The sequence below is a fragment of the Acinetobacter nosocomialis genome, from assembly GCF_041021905.1.
Classification (GTDB): Bacteria; Pseudomonadota; Gammaproteobacteria; order Pseudomonadales; family Moraxellaceae; genus Acinetobacter; species Acinetobacter nosocomialis.
The window spans coordinates 1,565,179-1,589,191 of record NZ_CP157432.1 but is presented as its reverse complement, the minus strand read 5'-3'; the positions used below and the strand labels follow the sequence as shown (position 1 = coordinate 1,589,191).

21 protein-coding genes are annotated in these 24,013 nt (G+C 40.5%); 9 read left to right on the top strand and 12 right to left on the bottom strand.

The window, feature by feature from the left end:
• Positions 1–8: 8 nt before the first annotated feature.
• From ABLC00_RS07310 to ABLC00_RS07285, 6 genes are read right to left on the bottom strand one after another with little or no spacing between them, the layout of a single operon-like run.
• Complete coding sequence (locus tag ABLC00_RS07310; RefSeq protein WP_033846812.1) at positions 9–1,226, bottom strand: MFS transporter; 1,218 nt, start codon at positions 1,224–1,226, stop codon at positions 9–11.
• An 18-nt stretch (positions 1,227–1,244) separates the two neighbouring features.
• Positions 1,245–2,561: an outer membrane trimeric porin-like protein DcaP gene (gene dcaP / locus ABLC00_RS07305; protein ID WP_033846813.1), complete on the bottom strand. Its 1,317-nt coding sequence runs from the start codon at positions 2,559–2,561 to the stop codon at positions 1,245–1,247.
• A 37-nt stretch (positions 2,562–2,598) separates the two neighbouring features.
• The gene (locus ABLC00_RS07300) at positions 2,599–3,252 is read right to left on the bottom strand and encodes a 3-oxoacid CoA-transferase subunit B (RefSeq protein WP_000116037.1); all 654 of its coding nucleotides are present in this window, start codon (positions 3,250–3,252) and stop codon (positions 2,599–2,601) included.
• Positions 3,252–3,920, bottom strand: coding sequence for a 3-oxoacid CoA-transferase subunit A (locus ABLC00_RS07295; RefSeq protein WP_002048307.1), 669 nt, complete (start codon positions 3,918–3,920; stop codon positions 3,252–3,254). Before ABLC00_RS07295 ends, ABLC00_RS07300 begins: the two co-directional genes overlap by 1 nt.
• Positions 3,921–3,967: 47 nt before the next feature.
• Positions 3,968–5,251 (bottom strand): MFS transporter, encoded by a 1,284-nt coding sequence (locus ABLC00_RS07290; protein WP_002048335.1) that lies wholly within the window; start codon positions 5,249–5,251, stop codon positions 3,968–3,970.
• Between the two features lie 58 nt (positions 5,252–5,309).
• Positions 5,310–6,464, bottom strand: a complete 1,155-nt coding sequence (locus ABLC00_RS07285) for an acyl-CoA dehydrogenase family protein (protein ID WP_033846815.1) — start codon at positions 6,462–6,464, stop codon at positions 5,310–5,312.
• Positions 6,465–6,776: 312 nt separating this feature from the next.
• Between ABLC00_RS07285 and ABLC00_RS07280 the strand changes: the two genes are divergently transcribed.
• From ABLC00_RS07280 to ABLC00_RS07255, 6 genes are all read left to right on the top strand, one after another.
• Positions 6,777–7,565: an enoyl-CoA hydratase gene (locus ABLC00_RS07280; RefSeq protein WP_000116913.1), complete on the top strand. Its 789-nt coding sequence runs from the start codon at positions 6,777–6,779 to the stop codon at positions 7,563–7,565.
• 29 nt (positions 7,566–7,594) lie between these two features.
• Entirely contained in the window at positions 7,595–8,356 is a 762-nt protein-coding gene (locus ABLC00_RS07275) for an SDR family oxidoreductase (RefSeq protein ID WP_033846816.1), read from the top strand.
• A gap of 61 nt (positions 8,357–8,417) precedes the next feature.
• Positions 8,418–9,941, top strand: a complete 1,524-nt coding sequence (locus ABLC00_RS07270; RefSeq protein WP_033846817.1) for a 3-hydroxyacyl-CoA dehydrogenase — start codon at positions 8,418–8,420, stop codon at positions 9,939–9,941.
• A 14-nt stretch (positions 9,942–9,955) separates the two neighbouring features.
• Positions 9,956–11,161: a 3-oxoadipyl-CoA thiolase gene (locus ABLC00_RS07265; protein ID WP_000930801.1), complete on the top strand. Its 1,206-nt coding sequence runs from the start codon at positions 9,956–9,958 to the stop codon at positions 11,159–11,161.
• Positions 11,162–11,270: 109 nt separating this feature from the next.
• Complete coding sequence (locus ABLC00_RS07260) at positions 11,271–12,113, top strand: IclR family transcriptional regulator (RefSeq protein WP_000081482.1); 843 nt, start codon at positions 11,271–11,273, stop codon at positions 12,111–12,113.
• 64 nt (positions 12,114–12,177) lie between these two features.
• A complete protein-coding gene (locus ABLC00_RS07255; RefSeq protein ID WP_080775654.1) occupies positions 12,178–13,350 on the top strand; it encodes an MFS transporter in 1,173 nt (390 codons plus the stop codon).
• A gap of 39 nt (positions 13,351–13,389) precedes the next feature.
• Here the strand turns inward: ABLC00_RS07255 and ABLC00_RS07250 are convergent, their stop codons facing one another.
• Complete coding sequence (locus tag ABLC00_RS07250; RefSeq protein WP_033846819.1) at positions 13,390–14,361, bottom strand: nitronate monooxygenase family protein; 972 nt, start codon at positions 14,359–14,361, stop codon at positions 13,390–13,392.
• 284 nt (positions 14,362–14,645) lie between these two features.
• Between ABLC00_RS07250 and ABLC00_RS07245 the strand changes: the two genes are divergently transcribed.
• Positions 14,646–15,455, top strand: coding sequence for an enoyl-CoA hydratase (locus ABLC00_RS07245; RefSeq protein WP_004709435.1), 810 nt, complete (start codon positions 14,646–14,648; stop codon positions 15,453–15,455).
• Between the two features lie 65 nt (positions 15,456–15,520).
• On the opposite strand, the gene ABLC00_RS07240 is transcribed toward ABLC00_RS07245, so the two are convergent.
• Together ABLC00_RS07240 and ABLC00_RS07235 are read right to left on the bottom strand one after the other, a co-directional pair.
• Complete coding sequence (locus ABLC00_RS07240; protein ID WP_000996083.1) at positions 15,521–16,366, bottom strand: IclR family transcriptional regulator; 846 nt, start codon at positions 16,364–16,366, stop codon at positions 15,521–15,523.
• A 186-nt stretch (positions 16,367–16,552) separates the two neighbouring features.
• Entirely contained in the window at positions 16,553–17,770 is a 1,218-nt protein-coding gene (locus ABLC00_RS07235; RefSeq protein ID WP_348941089.1) for a CaiB/BaiF CoA-transferase family protein, read from the bottom strand.
• A 331-nt stretch (positions 17,771–18,101) separates the two neighbouring features.
• Between ABLC00_RS07235 and ABLC00_RS07230 the strand changes: the two genes are divergently transcribed.
• Positions 18,102–19,253, top strand: a complete 1,152-nt coding sequence (locus tag ABLC00_RS07230; protein WP_033846820.1) for an acyl-CoA dehydrogenase family protein — start codon at positions 18,102–18,104, stop codon at positions 19,251–19,253.
• A 61-nt stretch (positions 19,254–19,314) separates the two neighbouring features.
• Positions 19,315–20,565, top strand: coding sequence for an MFS transporter (locus tag ABLC00_RS07225; RefSeq protein WP_016804477.1), 1,251 nt, complete (start codon positions 19,315–19,317; stop codon positions 20,563–20,565).
• Between the two features lie 224 nt (positions 20,566–20,789).
• Here ABLC00_RS07225 and phnX read toward each other — a convergent pair whose 3' ends face one another.
• Genes phnX through ABLC00_RS07210 form a run of 3 tightly spaced genes read right to left on the bottom strand, consistent with a single transcriptional unit; the run spans position 20,790 to position 24,001 of the window.
• A complete protein-coding gene (phnX, locus tag ABLC00_RS07220) occupies positions 20,790–21,605 on the bottom strand; it encodes a phosphonoacetaldehyde hydrolase (RefSeq protein WP_033846822.1) in 816 nt (271 codons plus the stop codon).
• Positions 21,606–21,632: 27 nt separating this feature from the next.
• Positions 21,633–22,820 (bottom strand): 2-aminoethylphosphonate--pyruvate transaminase, encoded by a 1,188-nt coding sequence (phnW, locus tag ABLC00_RS07215; RefSeq protein WP_025469320.1) that lies wholly within the window; start codon positions 22,818–22,820, stop codon positions 21,633–21,635.
• Between the two features lie 26 nt (positions 22,821–22,846).
• Complete coding sequence (locus tag ABLC00_RS07210; protein ID WP_033846824.1) at positions 22,847–24,001, bottom strand: TIGR03364 family FAD-dependent oxidoreductase; 1,155 nt, start codon at positions 23,999–24,001, stop codon at positions 22,847–22,849.
• Positions 24,002–24,013 lie beyond the last annotated feature (12 nt).

Here is a 24,013-nt window from a genome sequence, read left to right as displayed (position 1 = left end):
GCTCCTGTTTATGGAGCTTTTTCTTGCTTGGTAATCTTACCCATTTCATAAAAATCTAAGCGATCAATCGTAAAACTTAACATTGCCATTGCTAAACCTAAAGCAACACATGCTTCCCATCCCCAGTGTTTCCACGCATACACCGCAATAAACGAACCTAAGGCGGCTCCACCAAAATATAAAGTCATATAAATTGAATTAATACGGGAACGTGCCTCGGCCGAAATCCGGTACACCAGATTTTGGTTGAGTACATGAAATGCTGACAACCCAAAGTACGCCATGATCACACCAACAGCGTAGGCAAGCAGAGACTGCTGTGCAAAAAATAGTGGTATCCATGCACTCATTAATAGTCCCATACAAATCAATGCAATCCTATTTTCAAGGCCTGCTGCAATTTTCTTGCCTGCCCATGGGGTCGCAAACACGCCAGCCAAGCCAACAATACCAAATAAACCAATCTGGAAATCGTTAAAGTGATAAGGCTCATTCGCCAAAATAAAAGTCATGGTAGTAAAAATAAGAGCCAAAATACCAAAGCCAATTCCCCCTGCCAAACCACGGCGTAGTAAATGAGGCTGGTGAACAGCTAATGAAAATAGCGAACCATAAATCTGTAGAATATTGAGTTGATGGGATTTTCGCGCCACTGGTAACTTTACCCACATTACCCAAGCAAACACCAAAATGACAATTCCGCTAATTAAATAAACCGCATGCCAAGACCAAACTGTAGAAAGTAAGCCTGCAATAGAACGTGCCAATAATATTCCCAAGAACAAACCACTCATGAGAGTCCCTACAACTTGAGGGCTTTTTTTCGGGCTGGCTAAACCCGCGGCAAAAGGAACTAAAACTTGAGTCGCAATCGAAAAGAATGTAGCTAAAAAGGTAAAGCCATATAAAGCTGGCAAGGTTTGACTTAAGGATAGCCCTACTTGTGCAAGCCCCGTACAACACATGAGCAGGCAAATATAACTACGCTTTTCAAAAAAGTCGCCTAAGGGAACTAATATAAAAAGGCCAACTGCATATGACAGCTGGCTAATCACAATAGTTAAAGCGACCTGATCGGCATTGACTTTTAATGCTTCTGCAATGGAATAGATTAAGGGCTGATTATAATAGTTTGAACCCGCACAAATTCCACATGTCATTGCCATGATAAAAATAAAGCTTTTTGACAGTATATTTTCTGCATTGGGCTCAACTATTTTTTCCATTTTTAATTACGCCCTATTTTAGAATTTATACATTGATACAAAGTTTATGCGTGACACATCAGCGGTTCGGCCATCAAACACTTCACGTTTGCCTTGGTGATATTCCATCCCAATATCCATTTGCTCAATTGGAGAATAAAAGACGTTAGCAGCATAGTCCGTTAAGCGTTTATTAGCATCTGGGTTAAGTTTGGCATAAGCCGTGTCGTCATCATAATCAAACATTGAAGCCGATAAGTTCGCACGCCATTGCTCATTAAATTTATATGAATAGCCAATATTGATACTATTCAACTTATTCATCACCAAATCTGTTTTATCTTCGTTTAAAGAAAAATCACCCGCAGCATTTAAACTTGTTGAATTTGCCAAACCACTTTGGGTGGTATACGGCATAAATTTTTGATCACCGACAATATATTGATAATTTGCTTGTACCGATTGTTGTGGTGTGAGTTGATATTTTAAGCCGCCTCCTGCACCCCAACTTACTTTCTTCACTGTGGCAGTGGCGACATCTGCGGATTTTTCATTGATAAAACCTTGCGCAAGAGCAGTTAAAGGACCTTGTTTAAAAGTATAGCGCCCCGTTAAAGATGGCAATGCCGAGACTCTCGAACCTGTATATTCCAAAGCTACTTTTAAATCATTATTGGCGTCGATTTTCCAGTCATAGCGAATTTGAGGAGTACGCGTATAGGAAGTTCCCACAAATTGTGTGTAATCAACAGCTTCTGTACGGGTTTCCATGTTAGACATGAGTGACCATGTTTGACCAAAGGTCCAGTCTTTATAGGTAAAAAATGCATGACGGATACGGAATTTACCATCTCCCGTTCCCATGTTAGAACTATCAAAGAAATCGGCTTCGATATTTCCTGTAACCGCTTTATTTGGGCTATTAAAATAAACACCGAGTCGGCTTGCATTAATCATGGCATCAGAGCGTGCATGATTCGAACGTTTTTCATTTTCAAAAGGTGTTCGGTACAGACTGCTGGTCGTTCTACCGCCCGAGTCTGGTGATGACTTAAAATCGACCGCTGCATCAATACGGGCAATACCGTAAACCTTAACGTTATCCGTCCAGGTAACCCATGAAGGAGCAACTGGCTTTTCTGTTACCGTTGCTTTAGTTTTTTCAATGTTCTCTTCGATCTTAACCTGCTTGACCTGTAAATTATTTTGAGTTTGTTTCTGAGCAGCAAGTTCTGCTTTTAATTTTTGCAACTCAGTTTCTAGCAAATTAATTCTTTGTTCTGTCGTATCTGAAGAATTTGCAAAAATAGTCCCTGAAGCCGCAGCGCAAGCTGCAGCTAAAATTAATTTTTTCATCTTTTAATCCTTAAAGAAGCGTTTTTTCCGTGTGTATTTAGGCTACACGTGCATCGATTAATTCACAGTCAGTGACTGCCTGTAATTCATCAAAGGTTAAGCCGTCTACCATTTCCTTGACGTAAGCTTTTTGGTCCTTGAGTTCAATAATGCATAAATCGGTATAAATACGGTTTACACACTGCTCACCCGTTATTGGATAACTCAGTTCTTTTACAATTTTGGGCTCACCTTTTTTAGTGACATGCTCCATATAGACATAAATTGTTTTTGCACCGACTGCCAAATCCATAGCACCGCCAACTGCTGGCACATCATCTGCTTTACCGGTATGCCAGTTTGCCAAGTCTCCATTGACCGCAACTTGGAATGCACCAATCACGCAAATGTCCAAATGACCGCCACGCATAATGTCAAATGAGTCGCCATGATGCATAAAGCATCCACCATCTAACAAAGTGACAAGTTCTTTTCCGGCATTCACTAAATCTTCATCTTCCTCACCCGGTTGTGGTGGAGGTCCAAAAGCCAAAACACCATTTTCCGAATGTAAAAAGATTTCTTTGTCTTTTGGCAAGAATTTAGCAACGTTGGTCGGTAAGCCAATGCCTAAATTGACATAAGAACCTTCTGGAATGTCATTGGCAATGAGTTTGGCAATATCTTCACGAGAACGCTTTTGAACTGACATTAGATATCTCCTACTTTTACAACGTGCTGAACAAAAATTCCCGGTGTAATAATGCACTCTGGGTCAAGCGTTCCTAGCTCTACGGTGTCATTCACTTGAACAATCGTGGTCTTGGCGGCTTTTGCCATAATTGGTCCAAAATTGCGAGCCGCTTTGCGGTAAGTTAAATTGCCCCAGCGGTCGGCTTTATCGGCATAAATCAGTGCAAAATCAGCTTCAAGTGGATATTCAAGCACATAGTTTTTACCGTTGATGGTTCGGGTTTCTTTGCCTTCGGCAATTTTAGTGCCATAACCAGTCGGAGTAAAAATAGCACCGAGACCAGCTCCCGCTGCCTGAATACGACATGCCAAATTACCTTGCGGTACCAGTTCTAACTCAATTTTTCCCGCTCTATATAAGTCTTGAAAAACGGTTGATCCTGCAGATTTCGGAAATGAGCTAATCATTTTTTTGACACAACCGGCAATAATCAGCTTGGTTAGACCACGGTCACCCGAAGCTGCATTATTGTTTACAATGGTGAGTTCTTTTTTTCCTAAATCGATTAAGGCTTCAATTAATTCAGCAGGTTGCCCCGTCACACCAAACCCGCCTGTCATGATGGTTGCACCATCAGGAATAGCTTTTAAAATCGGTTCAATGTCACTGGTGATTTTATTTATCATCTCACTTGTCCCTTTTCATCCTTAATTTAAGGTGACAGATAAATCTGTCACTCTGCCTTTTGCGGGTTAAATAGTCGGTCTTTAATAAATAACAATGGAATTACCCCGCAGATAAAATAAGCCGCAGCCATTACCAAAAGTCCTAAGCCAATAGAACCGTTTTGCGATAGATAACCAATTGTTAATGGAGAAAAAATTGAAAGTACTTTGCCAATGTTATAAGCACCGCCCACTGCCGAGCCTCGAATAGAAGTCGGGAAGCTTTCTGTCATATAGGTGGCATTAATTGCATATGGAATACCGTAAAGGAAACCGAAAAACAGCATCATCCATAAAATGTTGGTTGGTGTATTTAAGTAAACAATGACTGGAATAAATAAGGCTGTACCAATGGTTCCAAAAGCGAATACAGCGCGGCGTCCTAATTTATCGGCAACAATTCCTGCAATTACTTTGGCGAACATCATAATCAGGAAAGTACCCACCATATACATGGCCATTTCTTTAAACTTGATGCCTAGATCAGACTCTAAATAAGCCGGTAACCAGTTACTTACGCCGTAATAACCAAACTGTAGTGCACCAGTACTAATAATCCAAAGTACAAACATGGTGCCATGTTTTTTATCTCTTAAAATCTCAAGATATGGATTTTGACGTTTTTTAGGTTGGCTACTTTGAGCTATTTCTAACGCTTTTAATTGACGCGCTTTTTTCCATGACTCAGGTTCAGGTACACATATGTGCATCAAAATTGATAACACCACAGGCGCAATTGCAATCCAATACAGGAAACGCCAGCCGTGTTCAGGAATAATGTGTCCAGCTAATAAGGTCGCTAATAAAGAACCTAAGGTATAACCTGTCATCAGCGTTGCTAAAACGGTAGAACGATGTTTGGTCGGAACCATTTCTGACATTAAAATATTACAGGCAATATAAAGTGCACCTAAACCCATCGCTCCAAAAGTTCTTAAAACTGCAAATTGCATATAAGAGTGTGTAAAGCCTAGCGCACAGGTTAGAACTGAAGAATAAGCAATAAAGAACACAATAATGCGAACCCGACCAAAACGGTCACATGCCCAACCACCAATGAGACCGCCCACGGCCGAGCCAAATAGAGTCAGGCTTCCTAATGTTCCAGCTTGCACACCAGTTAAATGAAATTCTGTTTTAAGACTGGTGAGGCTTAATGCCAAAAAACCTAAATCTGCCCCATCACATAAAAGTGTAAAAAAAGCGAATATAAATGCAGTAATCCAAATCTTTTTGGGTGTTTGAATAGCTTCAGTGCTACTCATATTTTCTGTCACAGTATTTGTTGTCATGTCCATATCCTCAGAAGGAACATGAGGCATCCCATGCCTCATGGCATTTGATTTTTTATTAGGTTGTAGCTTCCCTAATCATGTTTTTGGCAATAATAAGTTGTTGAACTTGCGTGGTTCCTTCATATAAACGGAACAAACGCACATCTCGATAAAAACGCTCAATCGCATATTCACTGATATAACCCGCGCCACCGTGAATCTGTACGCAGCGGTCGGCAACGCGTCCGCACATTTCGGTCGCAAACATTTTTGCGCAAGAGGCTTCCGTACTAATGTTTTCGCCATTGTCACGGCGGCGAGCTGCATCTAAGACCATACATTTAGCGGCATATATTTCGGCTTTTGAGTCGGCAAGCATGGCTTGAATCAGCTGAAAGTTCGCAATAGGCTGACCAAACTGTTTACGCTCAATCGCATAGTGCAATGCGTCATTTAACATACGTTCGGCGACACCCACGCTATAGGCACCAATGTGCAACCGTCCTTTATCCAGCACTTTCATGGCCGTTTTAAAACCAACACCCTCTACGCCACCAATCAATGCAGAAGCAGGTACACGGCAATTTTCAAAAATCACATCACAGGTGTGTGAACCCTTTTGACCCATTTTTTGGTCAATTTTGCCCAAGGTAATACCTGGTGTATTCGCTTCGACTAAAAAAGCTGAAATACCTCCCGACCCTTTAATTTCAGGATTCGTTCGAGCCATTACGGTAAAAGTCGCAGCATGGGGTGCATTGGTAATAAAACGCTTGGTACCGTTTAACACATAAAAGTCACCATCTTTTACCGCACTGGTTTTTAAAGAGGCAGCATCAGAGCCAGATTCAGGCTCGGTTAAACAAAATGAACCAATAATTTCGCCACTTGCGTAACGAGGTAAATATTTTTGCTTTTGCTCTTCTGTGCCATCAATCAAAATTGCACTTGAGCCAATACCGTTATTAGTCCCAATTAAAGAACGGAAAGCCGGTGAAGTTTGTCCAAGTTCAAATGCAACTCTGACTTCTTCTTCCATAGTGATGCCTAAGCCACCATATTCTTCGGGAATTGTGAGGCCGAACAAACCAAGCTCACGCATTTGCTGCACAATGTCATCTGGAATTTTGTCTTTCTCTACCACTTCGTTTTCACGAGGGATCAATTCATTTTTTACAAAATCTCGAATTGTTGAAAGTAACTGCTCCAACATCCCTTCATCACGGATCATCTTTGATCTCCCTTTTTATATATTTCCATCGTATCCATCAGCCATTTCCAGCTGGTCTGGATACCATGCTTTTAAATCTTGTTTACTGCGGATGTGTTTCATAGTACGAGAACAAAAATACAAATTTCAAGCTTTTTTGAAAATTAATTTCGTTTAACGAAATTTAAATTTATACCATTACGTAATATCAATAACTTATCTATTTTAAAAGATGATACCTACGCTATTAAGAGAAATAAGACTTGAAATAAATTCCAAAATAAGCATCATAAAAGGAATATAGTTTTGATGTGCGAAACAAGGAATTCAAAAATGAGTGTATCAACAGGGAATAATTTCGTAGAAGTCGACTTTTCTATTCAAAAAATAGCGGTTGTTAAAATTAACCGCCCAGAAGCTAAAAATGCTTTAAACGGTGAAGTTCGCAAACAACTAGCTCAAGCTTTTACCGAGTTAAGTTTTAACGATGAGATCAATGCAGTTGTACTCACAGGTGGTGAAGAAGTCTTTGCCGCAGGTGCAGATCTAAAAGAAATGGCAACCGCAACTTCCACAGAAATGTTATTGCGTCATACCGAACGTTATTGGAATGCAATTGCCCAATGCCCTAAACCCGTGATTGCTGCTGTAAATGGTTATGCATTAGGTGGTGGCTGCGAACTTGCAATGCATGCTGACATTATTATTGCAGGTAAAGGCGCAACCTTTGGCCAGCCGGAAATTAAAGTCGGTCTAATGCCGGGTGCTGGTGGTACACAACGATTATTCCGTGCAGTGGGTAAATTCCATGCCATGCGCATGATTATGACAGGCGCCATGGTCAAAGCCGAAGAAGCTTATTTGATTGGTCTTGTTTCACAAGTCACAGAAGATGACCAAACTATTCCAACTGCAATTCAAATGGCACAAAGCCTCGCCAAAATGCCTCCTATTGCCCTGCAACAAATTAAAGAAGTTGCACTAATGAGCGAAGATGTTCCATTAAATGCAGGCTTAACTCTAGAACGAAAAGCATTCCAGTTGTTATTTTCTACCGAAGATAAAAATGAAGGTGTCCAAGCTTTTATCGAAAAGCGTAAGCCGTCGTATCAAGGTAAATAATTTAAAACCATAATAACAAAGGAATGAAAATGGCCAGAAAAGTATTAATTAGTGCAGGCGGTTCAGGGATTGGACGATGCATTGCCGAGGCATTTTTAAACAATCAGGATGAAGTTTTTGTTTGTGATATTAATGCTAAAAGCTTAGAACAATTTCAACGAGATTATCCAAAGCTACACATATATACTTGTGATTTAGCCGACCATGAACAAATTAAACTGATGTTTAGTCAAGCCATTCAGAAACTTGGCGGTATTGATATTTTAGTCAATAACACAGGCATCTCAGGCCCGACCGTTGCAGCAGATGAGCTAAGTTTTGAAGATTGGAACACGGTGATTAATTTAAACCTGAATAGCACTTTTTTAATTACCCAGTTAGCCATTCCCTATTTAAAGCAAGCACAGGCAGGCGTGATTATTAATATGTCGTCTATTGCAGGCCGCTTAGGCTATCCATACCGATTAGCCTACTCCACTTCAAAATGGGGACTGATCGGTTTTACCAAAACGCTTTCTATGGAACTCGGTGCAGACAATATTCGAGTTAACGCTATTCTTCCGGGGGCAGTCGATGGTGATCGGGTTCAGCGCGTATTACAAGCCCGTGCCGATGTAGCGCATACCTCACTTGAAGAAGTGACTCAAAATGCACTGAAAAATCAGTCGCTCAAATATTTTGTCAATCCAAAGCATATTGCAGATTTATGCCTATTTTTAGCGTCAGATAGTGGTCGCTCAATTTCAGGGCAAATCTTACCTATTGATGGTGATAAACAATGCTTAAGCTAAATCACCCAACCTTATTTTTCCGTTTAATTTCAGATATAGATTAATCATCAGGATGATCGACATGACTTATGATATTAAAAGCATGGCTGTGATTGGTGTAGGTGTCATGGGCAGTGGTATTGCTCAAATTGCTGCGCAGTCAGGTCATACCACTTATTTATATGATGCCAAAGCAGGCGCCGCAGAACAGGCCAAAGAAAAACTAGCTGCTACATTTCAAAAGTTAGTCGAAAAAAATAAGATTACGCCTGAGCAAGCAACAGCGGCAAATAACCATTTAATTGTTGCCCATCAAATTGAAGATTTAAAAAATTGTGACCTCATTGTAGAAGCAATTGTTGAACGTCTCGATATTAAACAAAGCTTGATGCAACAGCTTGAAGACATTGTTTCGGATACTACTATTTTAGCCTCAAACACTTCTTCTCTCTCTATTACAGCCATTGCGGCAAATTGCAAGAAGCCTGAGCGTGTTGTGGGTTATCACTTTTTTAACCCAGTTCCACTCATGAAAGTGGTTGAAGTCATTCGTGGTTTAAAAACAGATCCACTTATTATTGATGCTTTAAACGATCTGTCTCGTGCATTTGGTCATCGCCCTGTTGTAGCAAAGGACACCCCTGGATTTATTATTAACCATGCGGGCCGTGCTTATGGAACTGAAGCGCTCAAAATTTTAAACGAGAATGTCTGTGATATTAGTGAAATTGACCGAATTTTACGTGACGGCGTTGGTTTTAGAATGGGGCCATTTGAATTAATGGATTTAACTGGCCTTGATGTCTCGCATCCAGTTATGGAGTCGATTTATCACCAATACTATGAAGAAGCCCGCTACAAACCAAGCCCGCTGACCAAGCAAATGCTTGATGCCAAGCAACTTGGACGTAAGGTTAATCAAGGTTTTTATAACTATGAAACTGGTTCAAAAACAGGTGAACAACCAGCCAAATTGGTAGAGCGTTTAGCACAATATCCAAAAGTTTGGATCTCTGCCGATTTCTTGGACGATAAAAAACAACTCGAAGATTATTTAACTCAGCAAAATATTGCCCTAGACACCAATTCTGAGCCACAAACAGATAGCTTATGTTTACTCGCTTGTTATGGTGAAGATACAACCCAAGCAGCCACTCGCCTAGGGGTTAATCCAAAGCACGCTGTTGCTATAGACATGCTTTATGGCATTGCAAAGCACCGCACCTTAATGCCTTCACTTGTTACCAAACCTGAATATCGTCAAGCAGCTCACTCTATTTTCAATCTAGATGGAAATATGGTCAGTATGATTAATGAAAGTATTGGCTTTGTTGCACAACGCGTTTTAGCCATGGTTATTAATTTAGGCTGCGATATTGCCCAGCAAAATATTGCCACAGTAGATGATATTAATGCTGCAGTACGTCTTGGCTTAGGCTATCCATTTGGACCAATTGAATGGGGCGATCAAGTCGGCAGTGAAAAAGTCTTACTTATTCTGAACCGTATAACAGCACTTACCCATGACCCGCGTTACCGCCCTAGCCCGTGGTTACAACGTCGTGTCGCACTTCATTTACCTCTTACTTTTACTCACGAGTCTTGAAAAGGAATTTCTCAATGTTAAATGCATATATCTATGATGGTTTACGTAGTCCATTTGGCCGTCATGCGGGTGAACTTGCCTCAATTCGCCCTGATGATTTAGCAGCAACCGTTATTCAAAAATTACTTGAAAAAACTGGTGTACCAGGCGCGGATATTGAAGATGTGATTTTAGGCGATACCAACCAAGCGGGTGAAGATAGTCGTAATGTGGCACGAAATGCATTATTACTTGCAGGTTTGCCTGTTACTGTACCGGGCCAGACGGTAAACCGCCTATGTGCTAGTGGTTTAGGTGCCGTGATTGACTCAGCACGTGCGATTACTTGTGGTGAAGGCGAGCTCTATATTGCTGGTGGTGTAGAAAGTATGTCACGTGCACCCTTCGTGATGGGTAAAGCAGAAAGTGCTTATAGCCGCGATGCAAAAATTTATGACACCACGATTGGCTCTCGTTTTCCAAATAAAAAAATTATTGCTCAATACGGCGGTCATTCAATGCCTGAAACGGGCGATAACGTTGCAGCCGAGTTTGGTATTAGCCGTGAACAAGCTGACTTATTTGCAGCCCAATCACAAGCCAAATATCAAAAAGCCAAAGAAGAAGGATTCTTTGCCGATGAAATTACGCCAATTGAGGTTTTCCAAGGCAAAAAATTGCCACCTAAGCTCGTTTCAGAAGATGAACACCCTCGCCCAAGCTCAACTGTTGAAGCACTTACAAAGTTAAAACCACTCTTTGAAGGTGGCGTAGTTACTGCGGGTAATGCCTCAGGTATTAATGATGGTGCAGCAGCACTTTTGATTGGTTCAGAAGCGGCAGGTCAAAAATATGGCCTAAAACCAATGGCAAAAATCTTGTCCGCTGCGGCAGCGGGTATTGAGCCACGCATTATGGGTGCAGGCCCGATCGAAGCCATTAAAAAAGCAGTTGCGCGTGCAGGCCTTACTTTAGATGACATGGATATTATTGAAATTAATGAAGCCTTTGCTTCACAGGTTTTATCTTGTTTAAAAGGTTTAAATGTTGATTTTAATGACCCACGTGTGAACCCGAACGGTGGTGCGATTGCTGTTGGTCATCCACTTGGTGCTTCAGGCGCTCGTCTTGCGTTAACAGTAGCGCGCGAGTTAATTCGCCGTAAGAAGAAATATGCCGTGGTGAGCCTATGTATTGGTGTAGGTCAAGGTCTTGCGATGGTGATTGAAAACGTTTCATAACCATTGAACCCGATATCCATTCATCACAACAGCGCAGTGATGAATGGATTTATTTTGCAGAGCGAAATATAATGGCAAAACTATTGCTTTAATTATATTTGAGGATCGAATGTCTCAAAACACGGAAACTGAAAAACCAATAAATTTTGATGAGATACGTTTAGATCCTATTTCGCATATACATCGGGAAAATAACCCGCAATTTATTGCTTCTTTAGCACGCGGTTTAGAACTTTTAAGATGCTTTTCTGCAAATAACCAGGTTCTTGGCAACCAAGAATTAGCAAAAATGACAGGTTTACCTAAACCGACCATTGCACGTATTACCAATACCCTTGTGTCATTAGGTTATTTAAAACAATTACCTAACTCGACCAAATACACATTAGATATTGGTGTCTTATCTTTAGGATATGCAGCTTTATCTAACATCTCGATTCGTAATATTGCTCATCAATATATGGAAGAGATGAGCCAGTATGTTCAAGCGCCCGTAGCGATGGCAACGCGTGATCGCTTAAATATGGTGTATATCGACGTTGTGCAAATTGAAACAGCCTTAAATATGCGCCGTCCAATTGGTTCGACTTTACCACTGCATAGCAGTTCTATGGGACGAGCATGCTTGGCTGCGACTCCTGAACGTGAGCGCAACTTTCTACTTGATGCATTGAAACAAAAAAATCCCGAAAATTGGCCAGCCATCAAACGCTCATTAGAACGAGCTTTCCGTGATTATCAAGATTATGGATATTGTTTGTCTTTGGGTGAGTGGCATAAAGAAGTAAACTCAGTAGCTGTACCTTTGGTCAGCTCCAAACATGGTCTTTATGTTTTTAACTGTGGTGCGCCAAGTTTTCATTTAAATCCGGAAAAACTTGAAGGTGAAATTGGACCACGTTTAATCCACATGGTGCACAATATTCAAGATGCCTTGAATGAAACGCACTAACAATCGTACTTAAAACAGTTATGGTTGTGTTGATTAAAGTTCCTCTTTCATTATGACAATAGGCATGATGAAAAACGCACTCTATACCCCAACCATTATTTTAATGGCGATTGCTGCAGGCATTTGTACAGGTGGAAATTATTTTAGTCAGCCACTTATTCATTCAATTAGTCTAAGCCTAAATTTGACTGAAACCACTACAGCTTGGGTGCCCACTCTAGCCCAAATCACCTATGCCTGTGGCTTACTCTTTTTAATGCCGTTGGGAGACATATTAGAAAAGTGCAAGCTGCTATTTATCTTTATGTTACTAGCTTCAAGCGGATTAATTATTAGTGGCTTTTCGCACAATATTTATCTTTTACTGCTTGGTACTGTTATTACCGGTTTATTTTCCAGCGCAGCCCAACTTTTGTTACCGCTTGCTGCAAGTCTGGTTCCAATTCAACAAAGCGGCCGTGTCGTTGGCTTTCTACTGAGTGGACTCATGATGGGTGTTTTACTCGCCCGCTCCCTTTCAGGGTTAATGTCTACACTTTTTGCTTGGAATATTATTTATCTGGTTAGTGGCTTTCTATTACTCATCATTGCCATTATTTTGCATCGTAATATTGGGTTATTTCCACCCACCAAATCAGAAAACTATGCAAAGACCATTCGTTCTCTTCCACAGATTTTTATTCAAAATCCACGTTTAAGAACCAGAACTTATATTGGCGGTTTTACATTTGCTTGTGTGAGTTTAACCTTTACCACCATGTCGTTGCTTCTGGCTCCAGCGCCTTATTTCTTTAGCGACTTTACCATTGGCCTTTTCGGTTTTGTTGGCGTGTTAGGAACTTTCGTTGCTAATTTCTCAGGCAAATTTATTGACCAAGGCTATATCCATAAAATTTCAGTGTATTGCGGTATTGGGCTTATTTTAAGTTGGATTCTTTTTTCACTTTTAACCTACCATTTTGCTTTTTATATTATTGCCTTACTTATTCTCTACGCTTCTCTTTCTGCGGTACATGTCACCAACCAAAGTATTGTATTTAAACTTAATCAAGAATTACGTTCACGGTTTAATGCCATTTATATGACAGGTTACTTTGCTGGCGGTGCTTTAGGCACAACAGCGGGAAGTTATGCTTGGAAACATTTTGGATGGACAGGTGTCTGTGTTTTAGGCTTAATTTTTGCCGTTTTATGTCTTTATTACTGTGTGCATGATGCAAAAAATCAGCACAATTAAAGCTTGTGCTGATCATATATAAAGTAGGCTAAAGGTTGGCTATAAAAGCCCTAATAAGCGTCCACGAATAATATCTTCTGCATCTTTAACAATTCGGCTAACCAGTTCATCGCATGTCGGAATATCATGAATCAAGCTTGCTACCAACCCACATGACCATGCACCTGCATTAACATCGCCGTCAATCATGACTTTTGGATAAACCCCTGCAACCTCTTCAATAATATCTTCAAATTTAATGCTATCGCCGAGCGCTTTTTCTTTTACCACGATTTTTTCTACGGCCGCATTATTCATGACACGTTCTGTATTACGCAAAGCGCGCATAATTAAACGCGTATCTCTTTCAGTTGCATTCAAAATCGCCTGTTTCACATTTGCATGTACAGGAGCTTCCTGAGTGGCAATAAAACGGGTGCCCATATTAATTCCATCGGCTCCCATCGCTAAAGCAGCCGCGAGTGAGCGTCCATCTGCCATACCACCTGAGGCAACAAATGGGATGTCTAACGCATCAGCTGCTAAGGGCAATAAAATCATATTTGGTACGTCATCTTCACCCGGATGCCCACCACACTCGAAACCATCTACAGAAACTGCATCACATCCAATTTGCTGCGCTTTTAAGCTATGTCGAACCGAAGTACATTTGTGAATTACTTTAATACCAGCAGCCTTTAAATACGGCATGACCTGTTCAGGATTACGCCCTGCTGTTTCTACAATCTTTACGCCACCTTTAATGATTGCCTCTACAAAACCCGGATAATCAGGAGTATTCACCGTTGGTAAAAAGGTTAAATTCACCCCAAAAGGCTTGTCGGTCATTTCTCGGCAACGTGCAATTTCTTTTGCCAGATTTTCAGGTGTACGCTGAGTCAGGCCAGTGATAATACCTAATCCACCCGCGTTCGAAACTGCAGCCGCAAGCTCTGCAAAACCAACATAATGCATACCACCTTGAATAATTGGATGCTCGATTTCAAATAGTTCTGTAATTTTGGTCTTCATATTCTTTCCACTCACCGTTCTATAACTAGCTTCTTATTTCCTTAGCAGAGCTAGATGCTTATTTACGCATAAATCCTGTCATCATTTAAAGTGACTTAAGATAAAAATTTCACAATACAAAATTTTATACCACAATATAAAACAAAATAATTGATAACGGAATTATTTTTCGATAGCATTATTTTAATAAGTTTAAGTTTTAGACAGTACGTCATCTGAAAAGTATGAGCTTCCACCAACTGAAAGCAGATATTTTTCAAATAGTTAATTTAAAGGAATAAATGATGCAACAGGACAATGTAACTCAAAGCGAGCTTAAAACAGGTACAATTCAGGAGCATTTTGATAAAAATATACTAACGCTCACCATGAGCAACCCCACTAAAAAGAATGCAATTAATTATGAAATGTATACGGCTTTAAGTCAGGCATTAGATAAGGCTGCAACCAATCAAGATGTTCATGTGGTTATACTTACTGGCAAAGGTTCGGCATTTACGAGTGGAAATGACGTTAATGCTTTTGAAAAACGTGATACCACCACTTCAGAACCACCCGCTTCGATTGTTTTTTTAAAAAGCTTAGCAACATTTCCAAAACCGATTATTGCTAAAGTAAATGGGGTAGCAATTGGCATTGGCAGCACTATGCTTCTACATTGCGACCTTGTGTATGCAAGCCAAAACTCTATTTTTCAGTTTCCCTTTGTGAATTTGGGACTGGTACCCGAAGCCGGTTCAAGTTACATCTTGCCAAGATTATTGGGTTTTGCTCGTGCTTCGGAACTTATTTTACTGGGTGAAAAGTTTTCGGCAGACCAGGCAAAAATTTATGGTTTGGTAAATGAGATATTTGAAGCAACTGAGCTGGATCAAGTGGTTGAAGACGTAGCCATTAAACTCGCTCACAAACCCAGCCAAGCCTTACAGCTCAGTAAAAAGTTACTAAGAGATATGCCAATCTATGATCTACTCAATCGTATTGATCATGAGTCGACTATTTTCTCGCGTTGTTTACAGGGTTCCGAATTTAAAGAAGCATTAAATGCTTTCAAAGAAAAAAGAAAACCGAACTTCCATAAGCAAACAGCCTAAAACTCACACACTAAAAAGCCAGCCTTGAAAAACAAGGCTGGCTTTTATAAGTGAATCAGATACGTTTAGCTAATCTCGGTACGAATATTATTCACCATGTGTAAAAGACGCGGTGCAATATCTTCTTCGAGTTTTTCACGGTTCATAATAAAGCTTGGACCACCACAGTTAAATACCAGCAAACCATGTTGTTCATGAATGAGTGGAACCGCAACCGAGTTAACGTCTTTATGCCATTCGCCAATTGAAAAACAGTATCCAAAATCTTGGTAGTCTTTAAAGGCTTTGTCTAGATCACGGTTAATTTTAATCCAGTCTTCTTTGTGCTTGTTACGAATGGCATTAAGCAAGAACTCTCTTTCATCTTCTGGCATGGCAGCTAAACATGCTCGCCCCATCGAACTTAAATGAATCGGTAAATAGGTTCCGACTTGACGGCGCATGGTCATATTGCCTTTGCCTTGTACCACATCAAGATAAATCATATTCAGTCGATCGCGTGTTGCCATTGCTACAGCAGCACCAGCATAGTCTGCCAAATTTTTCATATATGGATGAGCAATAGAGCGAATCGATACGTTAGATAACATGGAATAACCAAAAGCAAGAACACCAACTGAAAGCTGGAATTTGCTTGAGTTTGGTACTTGTTTGATATAACCCAAACGCGACAAAGTATGTGTCAGGCGAGTAATGGTCGGTTTTGGCAAACCAGTCATCTGAGCAAGCTCTTGGTTGCCCAAATGCTGATGTTTAGGCGTGAAACAACGTAATAGTTCTAAACCACGTGCTAATGCAGTAATAAATTGGCGATCATTTTCATCCTGCATGTCTTCAATTGGATGTAATAATTCATGCCTTAAAGGCGCGAGTAATTTTTCTGTCTGTTCTGCATCAACTGCATCGTTCATTGTCATACCAATCCATATTTTGTTTCGCACTGCGAAAATTATAATCTATTTTTTCTATAAATAGCAAAAGAGCAAACGTCCAAGTCTGCATTTATAAAATAACTTCATTTAACTCATTAAAGCGAAAGATTAAATATTTTATTTTCTGATTTTAAATATCATTTTAACCTTTCGCTTTTAGGTTACTTATCCAATTACACCCTTTTCTTTAAGCTCTGCTAACTTTTCTGTAGATACTACTCGCCCTAAAATCGCCTGCGTATGTTCACCTAACAATGGAGGTGCTGTTTTGTATTCAACAGGCGTTCTAGAAAGTTTGATTGGCGAGCCAATTATCTTCAATTTTTTACGTTGAGGATGGTTCATCTCGACTAACATTTCTCGGGCTATCACTTGTGGTTCTTGAAAAGCTTGTTCCAAGTTATTAATGACACCTACGGGAACTTTAGCCGCATAAATTGCGTCTACCCATTCATCTGCTGTTTTTGTTAAAAAGTGAGTTTGTAAAATTCCGATAATTTCATCGCGATGCTTGATTCGGTCTGCATTTCGGGCAAAACGCGCATCATTTGGTAAATCGGGTAAACCAATACTTCGACAGAGTTGAATAAACTGAGTGTCATTTCCACATGCAATAATGAAGTCACGGTCAGAGGCTTTGAATACTTGATAAGGCACAATATTGGCGTGTGCATTGCCATAACGTTTAGGGATATTACCCGATGAAAGATAGTTCATTCCCTGATTTGCCATTGTGGCAATTTGAACATCAAGCAAAGCCATATCAATGTATTGGCCTAAACCTGTCACATGGCGGTTGAGTAAAGCAGCCTGTATGGCAATCGTAGAATAAAGCCCCGTGGCTAAGTCAGAAAATGCAACACCTACTTTTTGTGGTCCACCGCCGGGCAAATCATCACGCTCACCAGTGACCGACATGAGTCCACCCATACCCTGAATAATAAAGTCATAACCGGGTTCTTCTGCTCTGGGACCAGTTTGACCAAAACCTGTAATTGAGCAATACACCAATTTAGGGTTAATTGCAGATAAAGACTCGTAGTCCAAACCGTACTTTTTCAAAGAACCCGCTTTGTAGTTTTCAATCACGACATCGGTGTCTTGAATAAGTGCTTTAATCAATTCTTGGCCTTCAGGATTGGCAATGTCGAAGGCAACCGATAATTTATTACGGTTAGTTGACTGATAATAAGCGGCTTCTTGAGTGTCCTGACCTGAGTCATCTTTCATCCAAGGTGGTCCCCAAGAACGAGTATCGTCACCAACCTTCGGCCGTTCAATCTTGATTACTTCTGCGCCTAAATCGGCAAGAATCTGTCCACACCAAGGCCCAGCCAATACCCGACTTAAGTCAAGCACCCGAATTCCATTTAAAGCACCCATCTTCATCCCACTATATTTTGTGATTCATTTCCTATAGGAAAACTTATCCATTTAAAATTTCGCATAGCGATATATATTTTTAATATACACGGCTCTTTTTAAAAATCAAACTTTAATTTTCCACTAAAAATGATGATTTTTTATAAGAAAATATAGCTTAAATAAATCAATAAATTAGCCAAAGATAAAACAACAACAAAGTATCGCATTGCGAAATTAATTTTCAAAATATATTGTTTTGCGCTCATCCTTTGATTACTATCACTTCAAATATTGGTGATTTTACGAACATCACATTGATGTTTTTTGCATAGAGTAAAAGGACGAGACTATGATTCGAGATCAGGAAACCTTAAATCAACTTGTTGATATGATTCGACAATTTGTTGAAGGTGTCTTAATTCCTCATGAGAATGAAGTCGCTGAAACGGATGAAATTCCTCAAGAGATTGTTGAGCAAATGAAAGCTCTCGGCTTATTTGGTTTAACCATTCCTGAAGAATACGAAGGTCTTGGCCTAACGATGGAAGAAGAGGTCTATGTCGCTTTTGAATTAGGTCGTACCTCTCCTGCTTTTCGCTCTCTTATTGGGACCAATAATGGCATTGGCTCAAGTGGCCTGATTATTGATGGGACCGAAGCACAAAAATCATTTTTCTTACCGCGTCTAGCTCGTGGTGAAGTGATCAGTTCTTTTTGCTTAACCGAACCTGACGCAGGTTCTGATGCGGCATCTTTAAAAACCACCGCAGTAAAAGATGGTGAGTTTTATATTTTAAATGGTACCAAACGCTTTATTACCAATGCTCCTCATGCTGGTGTATTCACAGTCATGGCACGTACAAACACTGATATTAAAGGCGCTGGTGGCATTTCTGCTTTTATTGTTGATAGCCAAACTCCGGGCATTTCTCTTGGCAAACGCGATAAAAAGATGGGACAAAAAGGCGCCCATACCTGTGACGTTATTTTTGAAAATTGCCGCATCCCTGCTTCAGCACTTATTGGTGGTGTTGAAGGTGTTGGTTTTAAAACTGCCATGAAAGTACTCGATAAAGGCCGTTTGCATATTGCTGCCTTGAGTGTCGGTGCAGCAACACGAATGCTAGATGATTCTTTAAATTACGCCATCGAACGCAAGCAATTTGGACAACCAATTGCCGAATTCCAACTCATTCAAGCCATGCTTGCCGACTCAAAAGCTGAAATTTATGCAGCTAAATGTATGGTCTTAGACGCTGCACGCCTACGCGATGCGGGAAAAAACGTCAGCACGGAAGCTTCTTGCGCAAAAATGTTTGCAACCGAAATGTGTGGCCGCGTTGCTGATCGCTGCGTACAAATTCATGGTGGTGCGGGTTACATCAGTGAATATGCCATTGAACGTTTTTATCGAGATGTTCGTCTGTTCCGCCTTTATGAAGGCACGACTCAAATTCAACAAGTGATTATTGCCCGAAATATGATTCGCGCTGCGTCTTAATCAAATTTAAAGCACTTCAAAACGACTTGAAGTGCTTTTTATCAAATGTAGGTAATGGATTATGGCTACAAATTACAAAGAAGGTCTTTCTCGTATACAGCCTCATACGTGGAAAATAGCATTTATTTTTGCATTTCTGGCACTGCTGGTAGATGGTGCAGATTTGATGCTGCTGTCTTATAGCTTAAATAGTATTAAGGCAGATTTTGGATTAAGTTCAGTACAAGCAGGTATGCTTGGCAGTTTTACATTGGCAGGTATGGCTGTTGGTGGCATTTTTGGGGGATGGGCATGCGATAAATTTGGTCGCGTGCGTATTGTGGTTATTTCTATTTTAATTTTCTCGCTCCTTACCTGTGGCTTAGGTTTTACCCAGAGCTTTCTTCAGTTTGGTATTTTAAGATTTTTTGCATCTCTTGGTTTGGGTTCACTTTATATCGCCTGTAATACCCTCATGGCCGAATATGTCCCAACACGTTTCCGCACAACAGTACTTGGCACTTTACAAGCAGGCTGGACGGTTGGCTATATTGTTGCGACCTTACTTGCGGGCTGGATTATTCCTGATCATGGCTGGCGCATGCTGTTTTATGTTGCGATTATTCCCGTCATTATTGCTGTTCTCATGCATGTGCTTGTACCCGAACCAGAAGCATGGCAAAAGTCTCGACTACAACAACCAGTTGTGGCTCAAAACGTATCGAAAACTTCAGCATTTAAGCTTATTTTCCAAGATAAACGAAACCGTAATATGTTTATCTTATGGGCGTTAACCGCGGGCTTTTTACAGTTTGGCTACTATGGTGTAAATAACTGGATGCCGTCATACCTTGAAAGTGAACTCGGTATGAAATTTAAGGAAATGACCGCCTATATGGTAGGTACATATACCGCCATGATTTTAGGTAAAGTTCTTGCGGGCATGATGGCCGATAAATTAGGGCGTCGCTTTACCTATGCTTTTGGTGCAATCGGTACTGCTATTTTCCTACCTCTGATTGTTTTTTATAACTCGCCAAGCAACATTTTATATTTACTGGTGACCTTTGGTTTTCTATACGGCATCCCTTATGGCGTAAATGCAACCTATATGACCGAAAGCTTTGCAACAGCAATCCGCGGTACAGCGATTGGCGGTGCTTATAACGTCGGACGTTTAGGCGCTGCATTAGCCCCTGCAACGATTGGTTTCTTAGCATCCGGCGGGTCTATTGGTTTAGGTTTTGTCGTGATGGGTGCTGCCTACCTAATTTGTGGTGTGATACCAGCCTTATTCATTAAAGAAAAAATATACGACCCACAAAAGTCGTAAAGAGATCCATCACAAAAAATCCTATAGGTCCTGTACCTATAGGATTGATGGTACTAACGATCTAAACATGTGTTTTAGATGGTTAGCAGGAAATAAGGAATTGACGTTTCAAAGTTACTCCTTATTTCCACGTATGTAGAGTTTATTACTCTTCATTTTAATTTTTTAGGTAAGCTTAGCTCCCAAGGGAGCTAAGCTTAAAAATATATAGACCTAAACTCTGTTTAAGGTCGTTCACCCTGCCCCAAACGGCGTTCAATATCATCAAGTACATTTGGCAAATCAGCGACACTATCAATCACATAGTGAGCGCCCGACGCATTCATTTTTTGGTATGCCTTATCTTTTAGAACAATCTGTTCATCGGCCGATAATGCGCTCCACTCTTCATAGCTTAAACCAACTTCATTGCCACTAATTGCAAGTCCTACTGTCCAACATCCCGCATTTAAACCTTCATCTATACCTACAACGGTATCATCTACTTTTACAACAGTTTTAATGTCGGATACTTCGAGTTGAATTAAGTTTTTCCATAGCATTTCAGGATATGGACGGCCATATTTCACGTCGCTGGCAGTAACGATACAGTCCGGTCGGTAACCCTGATCAGCAGCATCTTTAACTAAACGACCAATCATCATGGATGCATAGCCCGTGTTACTGCCAATTTTTGCACCACGCTTTTTAATATTTTCAAACGTTTCTAATGCACCCGGAATTAAAGCAGAACATTTCGGAATAGAATTTAACTGATACGGAATAAAGTCTTTATATAAACGGTCAATATCTGCTTCAGTTGCAGGTTTCCCATATACTTCCTGCCATGCCGCTGCTACACGCGGCATTTTTAAAACTGCTGCAATATGATCACGTTTCTCTAATCCCATTGGGGCACGGGCTTCTTCAACCGTAATTTCAACTTTATTGTCTTTAAATAAAGCCATAAAAGCTAAAATTGGTGCGCGTGAGCCAAAATCTACAGTTGTACCAGCCCAGTCAAAAACCACAGCCTGAATTTGTGTATTGTTGGTCGTCATGGTGTATTCCCTTTAATTTAATAAAAATTATGCTGTTACAGCTTGGTTTAGGTGGTTTTCGCAGTAGCTGGCAATCGCAGCAAGAAGCCCTTCAATGTCATGAATATAAACTTCGCCAATATTGCCTATACGGAAGCAGTTAAGATCTGTGACTTTGCCCGGATAAATTACGTAGCCTGATTTTTTCAGCGTTTCATAGAATGACTGGAAGCTAAATGTTTCGGCTGTTGGATAAAGAAAAGTAGTAATAATGGGCGATTGTGGGCACTCTTCACCGAGTACCAATTCAAAGCCCAGTTGTTGCATACCTTTAGATAAGGTTTGTTGGTTTTGTAAATAACGTTGATAACGTGCAGCAACACCGCCTTCTGTCTCAAGCTCAAGTAATGCTTGATAAAATGCACGTACCACATGGGTTGGCGAGGTAAAACGCCATTTACCGTTATGCTGCTCCATCGTATTCCACTGGTCATACAAATCGAGACTTACCGAACGAGCTAAACCTTTACATGCTTCTAGGCAATCACGCTTTGCCAAAATAAAACCAAAACCCGGAACACCTTGAATACATTTATTTGCACTTGAAATTAGAAAATCAATTTCAAGCTCGGCAATATCCATAGGCACACCACCGAATGAACTCATGGCATCCACAATCCAGATTTTTCCTGCTGCTTTCACCAAACGGCCAATGTCTTGAATCGGGTTTAAAATTCCTGTGGTGGTTTCACAGTGTACACACGCAACATGGCTAATGGTTTTATCTTGTAAAACGCGCTCAATCTCTTGTAAATCTGGTGTCTGGGTTTCTAAATAGTTCAGTTCGATCACTTCAATATTTAAGCAACGCGCCATTTGCACCATACGTGCACCATATGCGCCGTTATTAATGATCAAGATTTTGCCATCACGTGGAATAGCTGACCCAAGCACAGACTCCACAGCAAAACTTCCACTGCCTTGCATTAACACAGCCGTATATTTTTCAGGTTCGCTGGTTGCCAAGTTGACCAGTCGATTACGAATATCTTGTACCAGCGAGTTGTATTCTTGGTCCCAAGTACACCAGTCTTTTTGCATGGCGCGGCGTACTGTTGCCGATGTTGATAATGGTCCTGGAGTAAGAAGCAAATATTTGTTCTCTAAATCCATATCGAGTTGGGGTTGCATGTTCATAATGTTACTCATTTCTTTCGCGTTCATTTCAATATACACCAATCTGGTTTAAACCAGATTACAAACTAGTAAATATTTTGTTCTAATACTTCTTTCATAAATCCGGCCCCTGTGGTCATGCCTTTGCCAGCAATTGCACTCACCAGAAAGATATTTTTTTCGGCTTCAGTGACACAAGCCAACTCATGTTCATGGGTCAGGTAATAACCATTCCAGCGTTTTTGAATTGAGGGTAAAGTCAGCCCTAATTTTTCGTGACAGTAAGCTTGGATAAACTCATTAATCTCTTCACGCTGCTCAAACTGAGGTGCTTCATTAATCGAATGATATTCGTGGCTATCGCCCACGATCAGTTCTCCAAATTCATTTTGTTTAATCAGAATATGGATACCAAATTCTTTAATGAATCCCTGCTGTGACGCTTTAACCAACTCAGAATGACTTGGGCAAATTTCAAAAGCTGGATAACGTGAAATAGATAAGCCTGAATAAAGAGAAGCATTTAATTTTTGTTGAAATGGTTGCGTCAGCGCCATTTGTAAGCCACAACGTTTCAGATTCAAGCTTTGTAATAGATCTGGATATAAAATATCGATGACTTCGCCGTGACAGATCAAAACTTTATTTGCCCGATAAGTCTCACCACTTGCCAAACGAACCTGACAACTTTCCTGCTGATATTGAGTTTGAACAATACAGGCATTGGTATAAATCTCTACACCTTTTCTTTCGGCATATGCCAACAGTCTCTGCCCAATCACATGTGGTTCGACCGAATAATCTTCCTCAAAAACCAAGCCGCCTTGAAACTGCTGCTCGGGGTTTAAATAAGAAAATTGGTTGACCAGTTCATCATGGTTTAGCAAATGAACTGGAATTTGGTAATGATTTGCCCGCTCGGCAAACTCATTTAAAACCTGCCATTCAAGTGACGTATTGGCGAGATAGATACCTTGTCTTTGCTCAAATGAAATATCGGTTTCAGCCTGAATACGCTGATAAAAAGAACGCGTTTCAAGTGCGTACTTTCGCCACTGTTTCTCTGGATGGATTAATGTCGAAGTTCCGACCATGCCGAAATTACGACGAGTTGCGCCCACAGGTTTGGCATTTTTCTCGAAGATACAAACTTTTAAGCCTTGTTCTTGCGCTTGTATGGCAGCGGACAAACCTAAAATACCGGCTCCGACAACAATTAAATCAAACTGTGCGTGATTCATAAGACTTCCAAT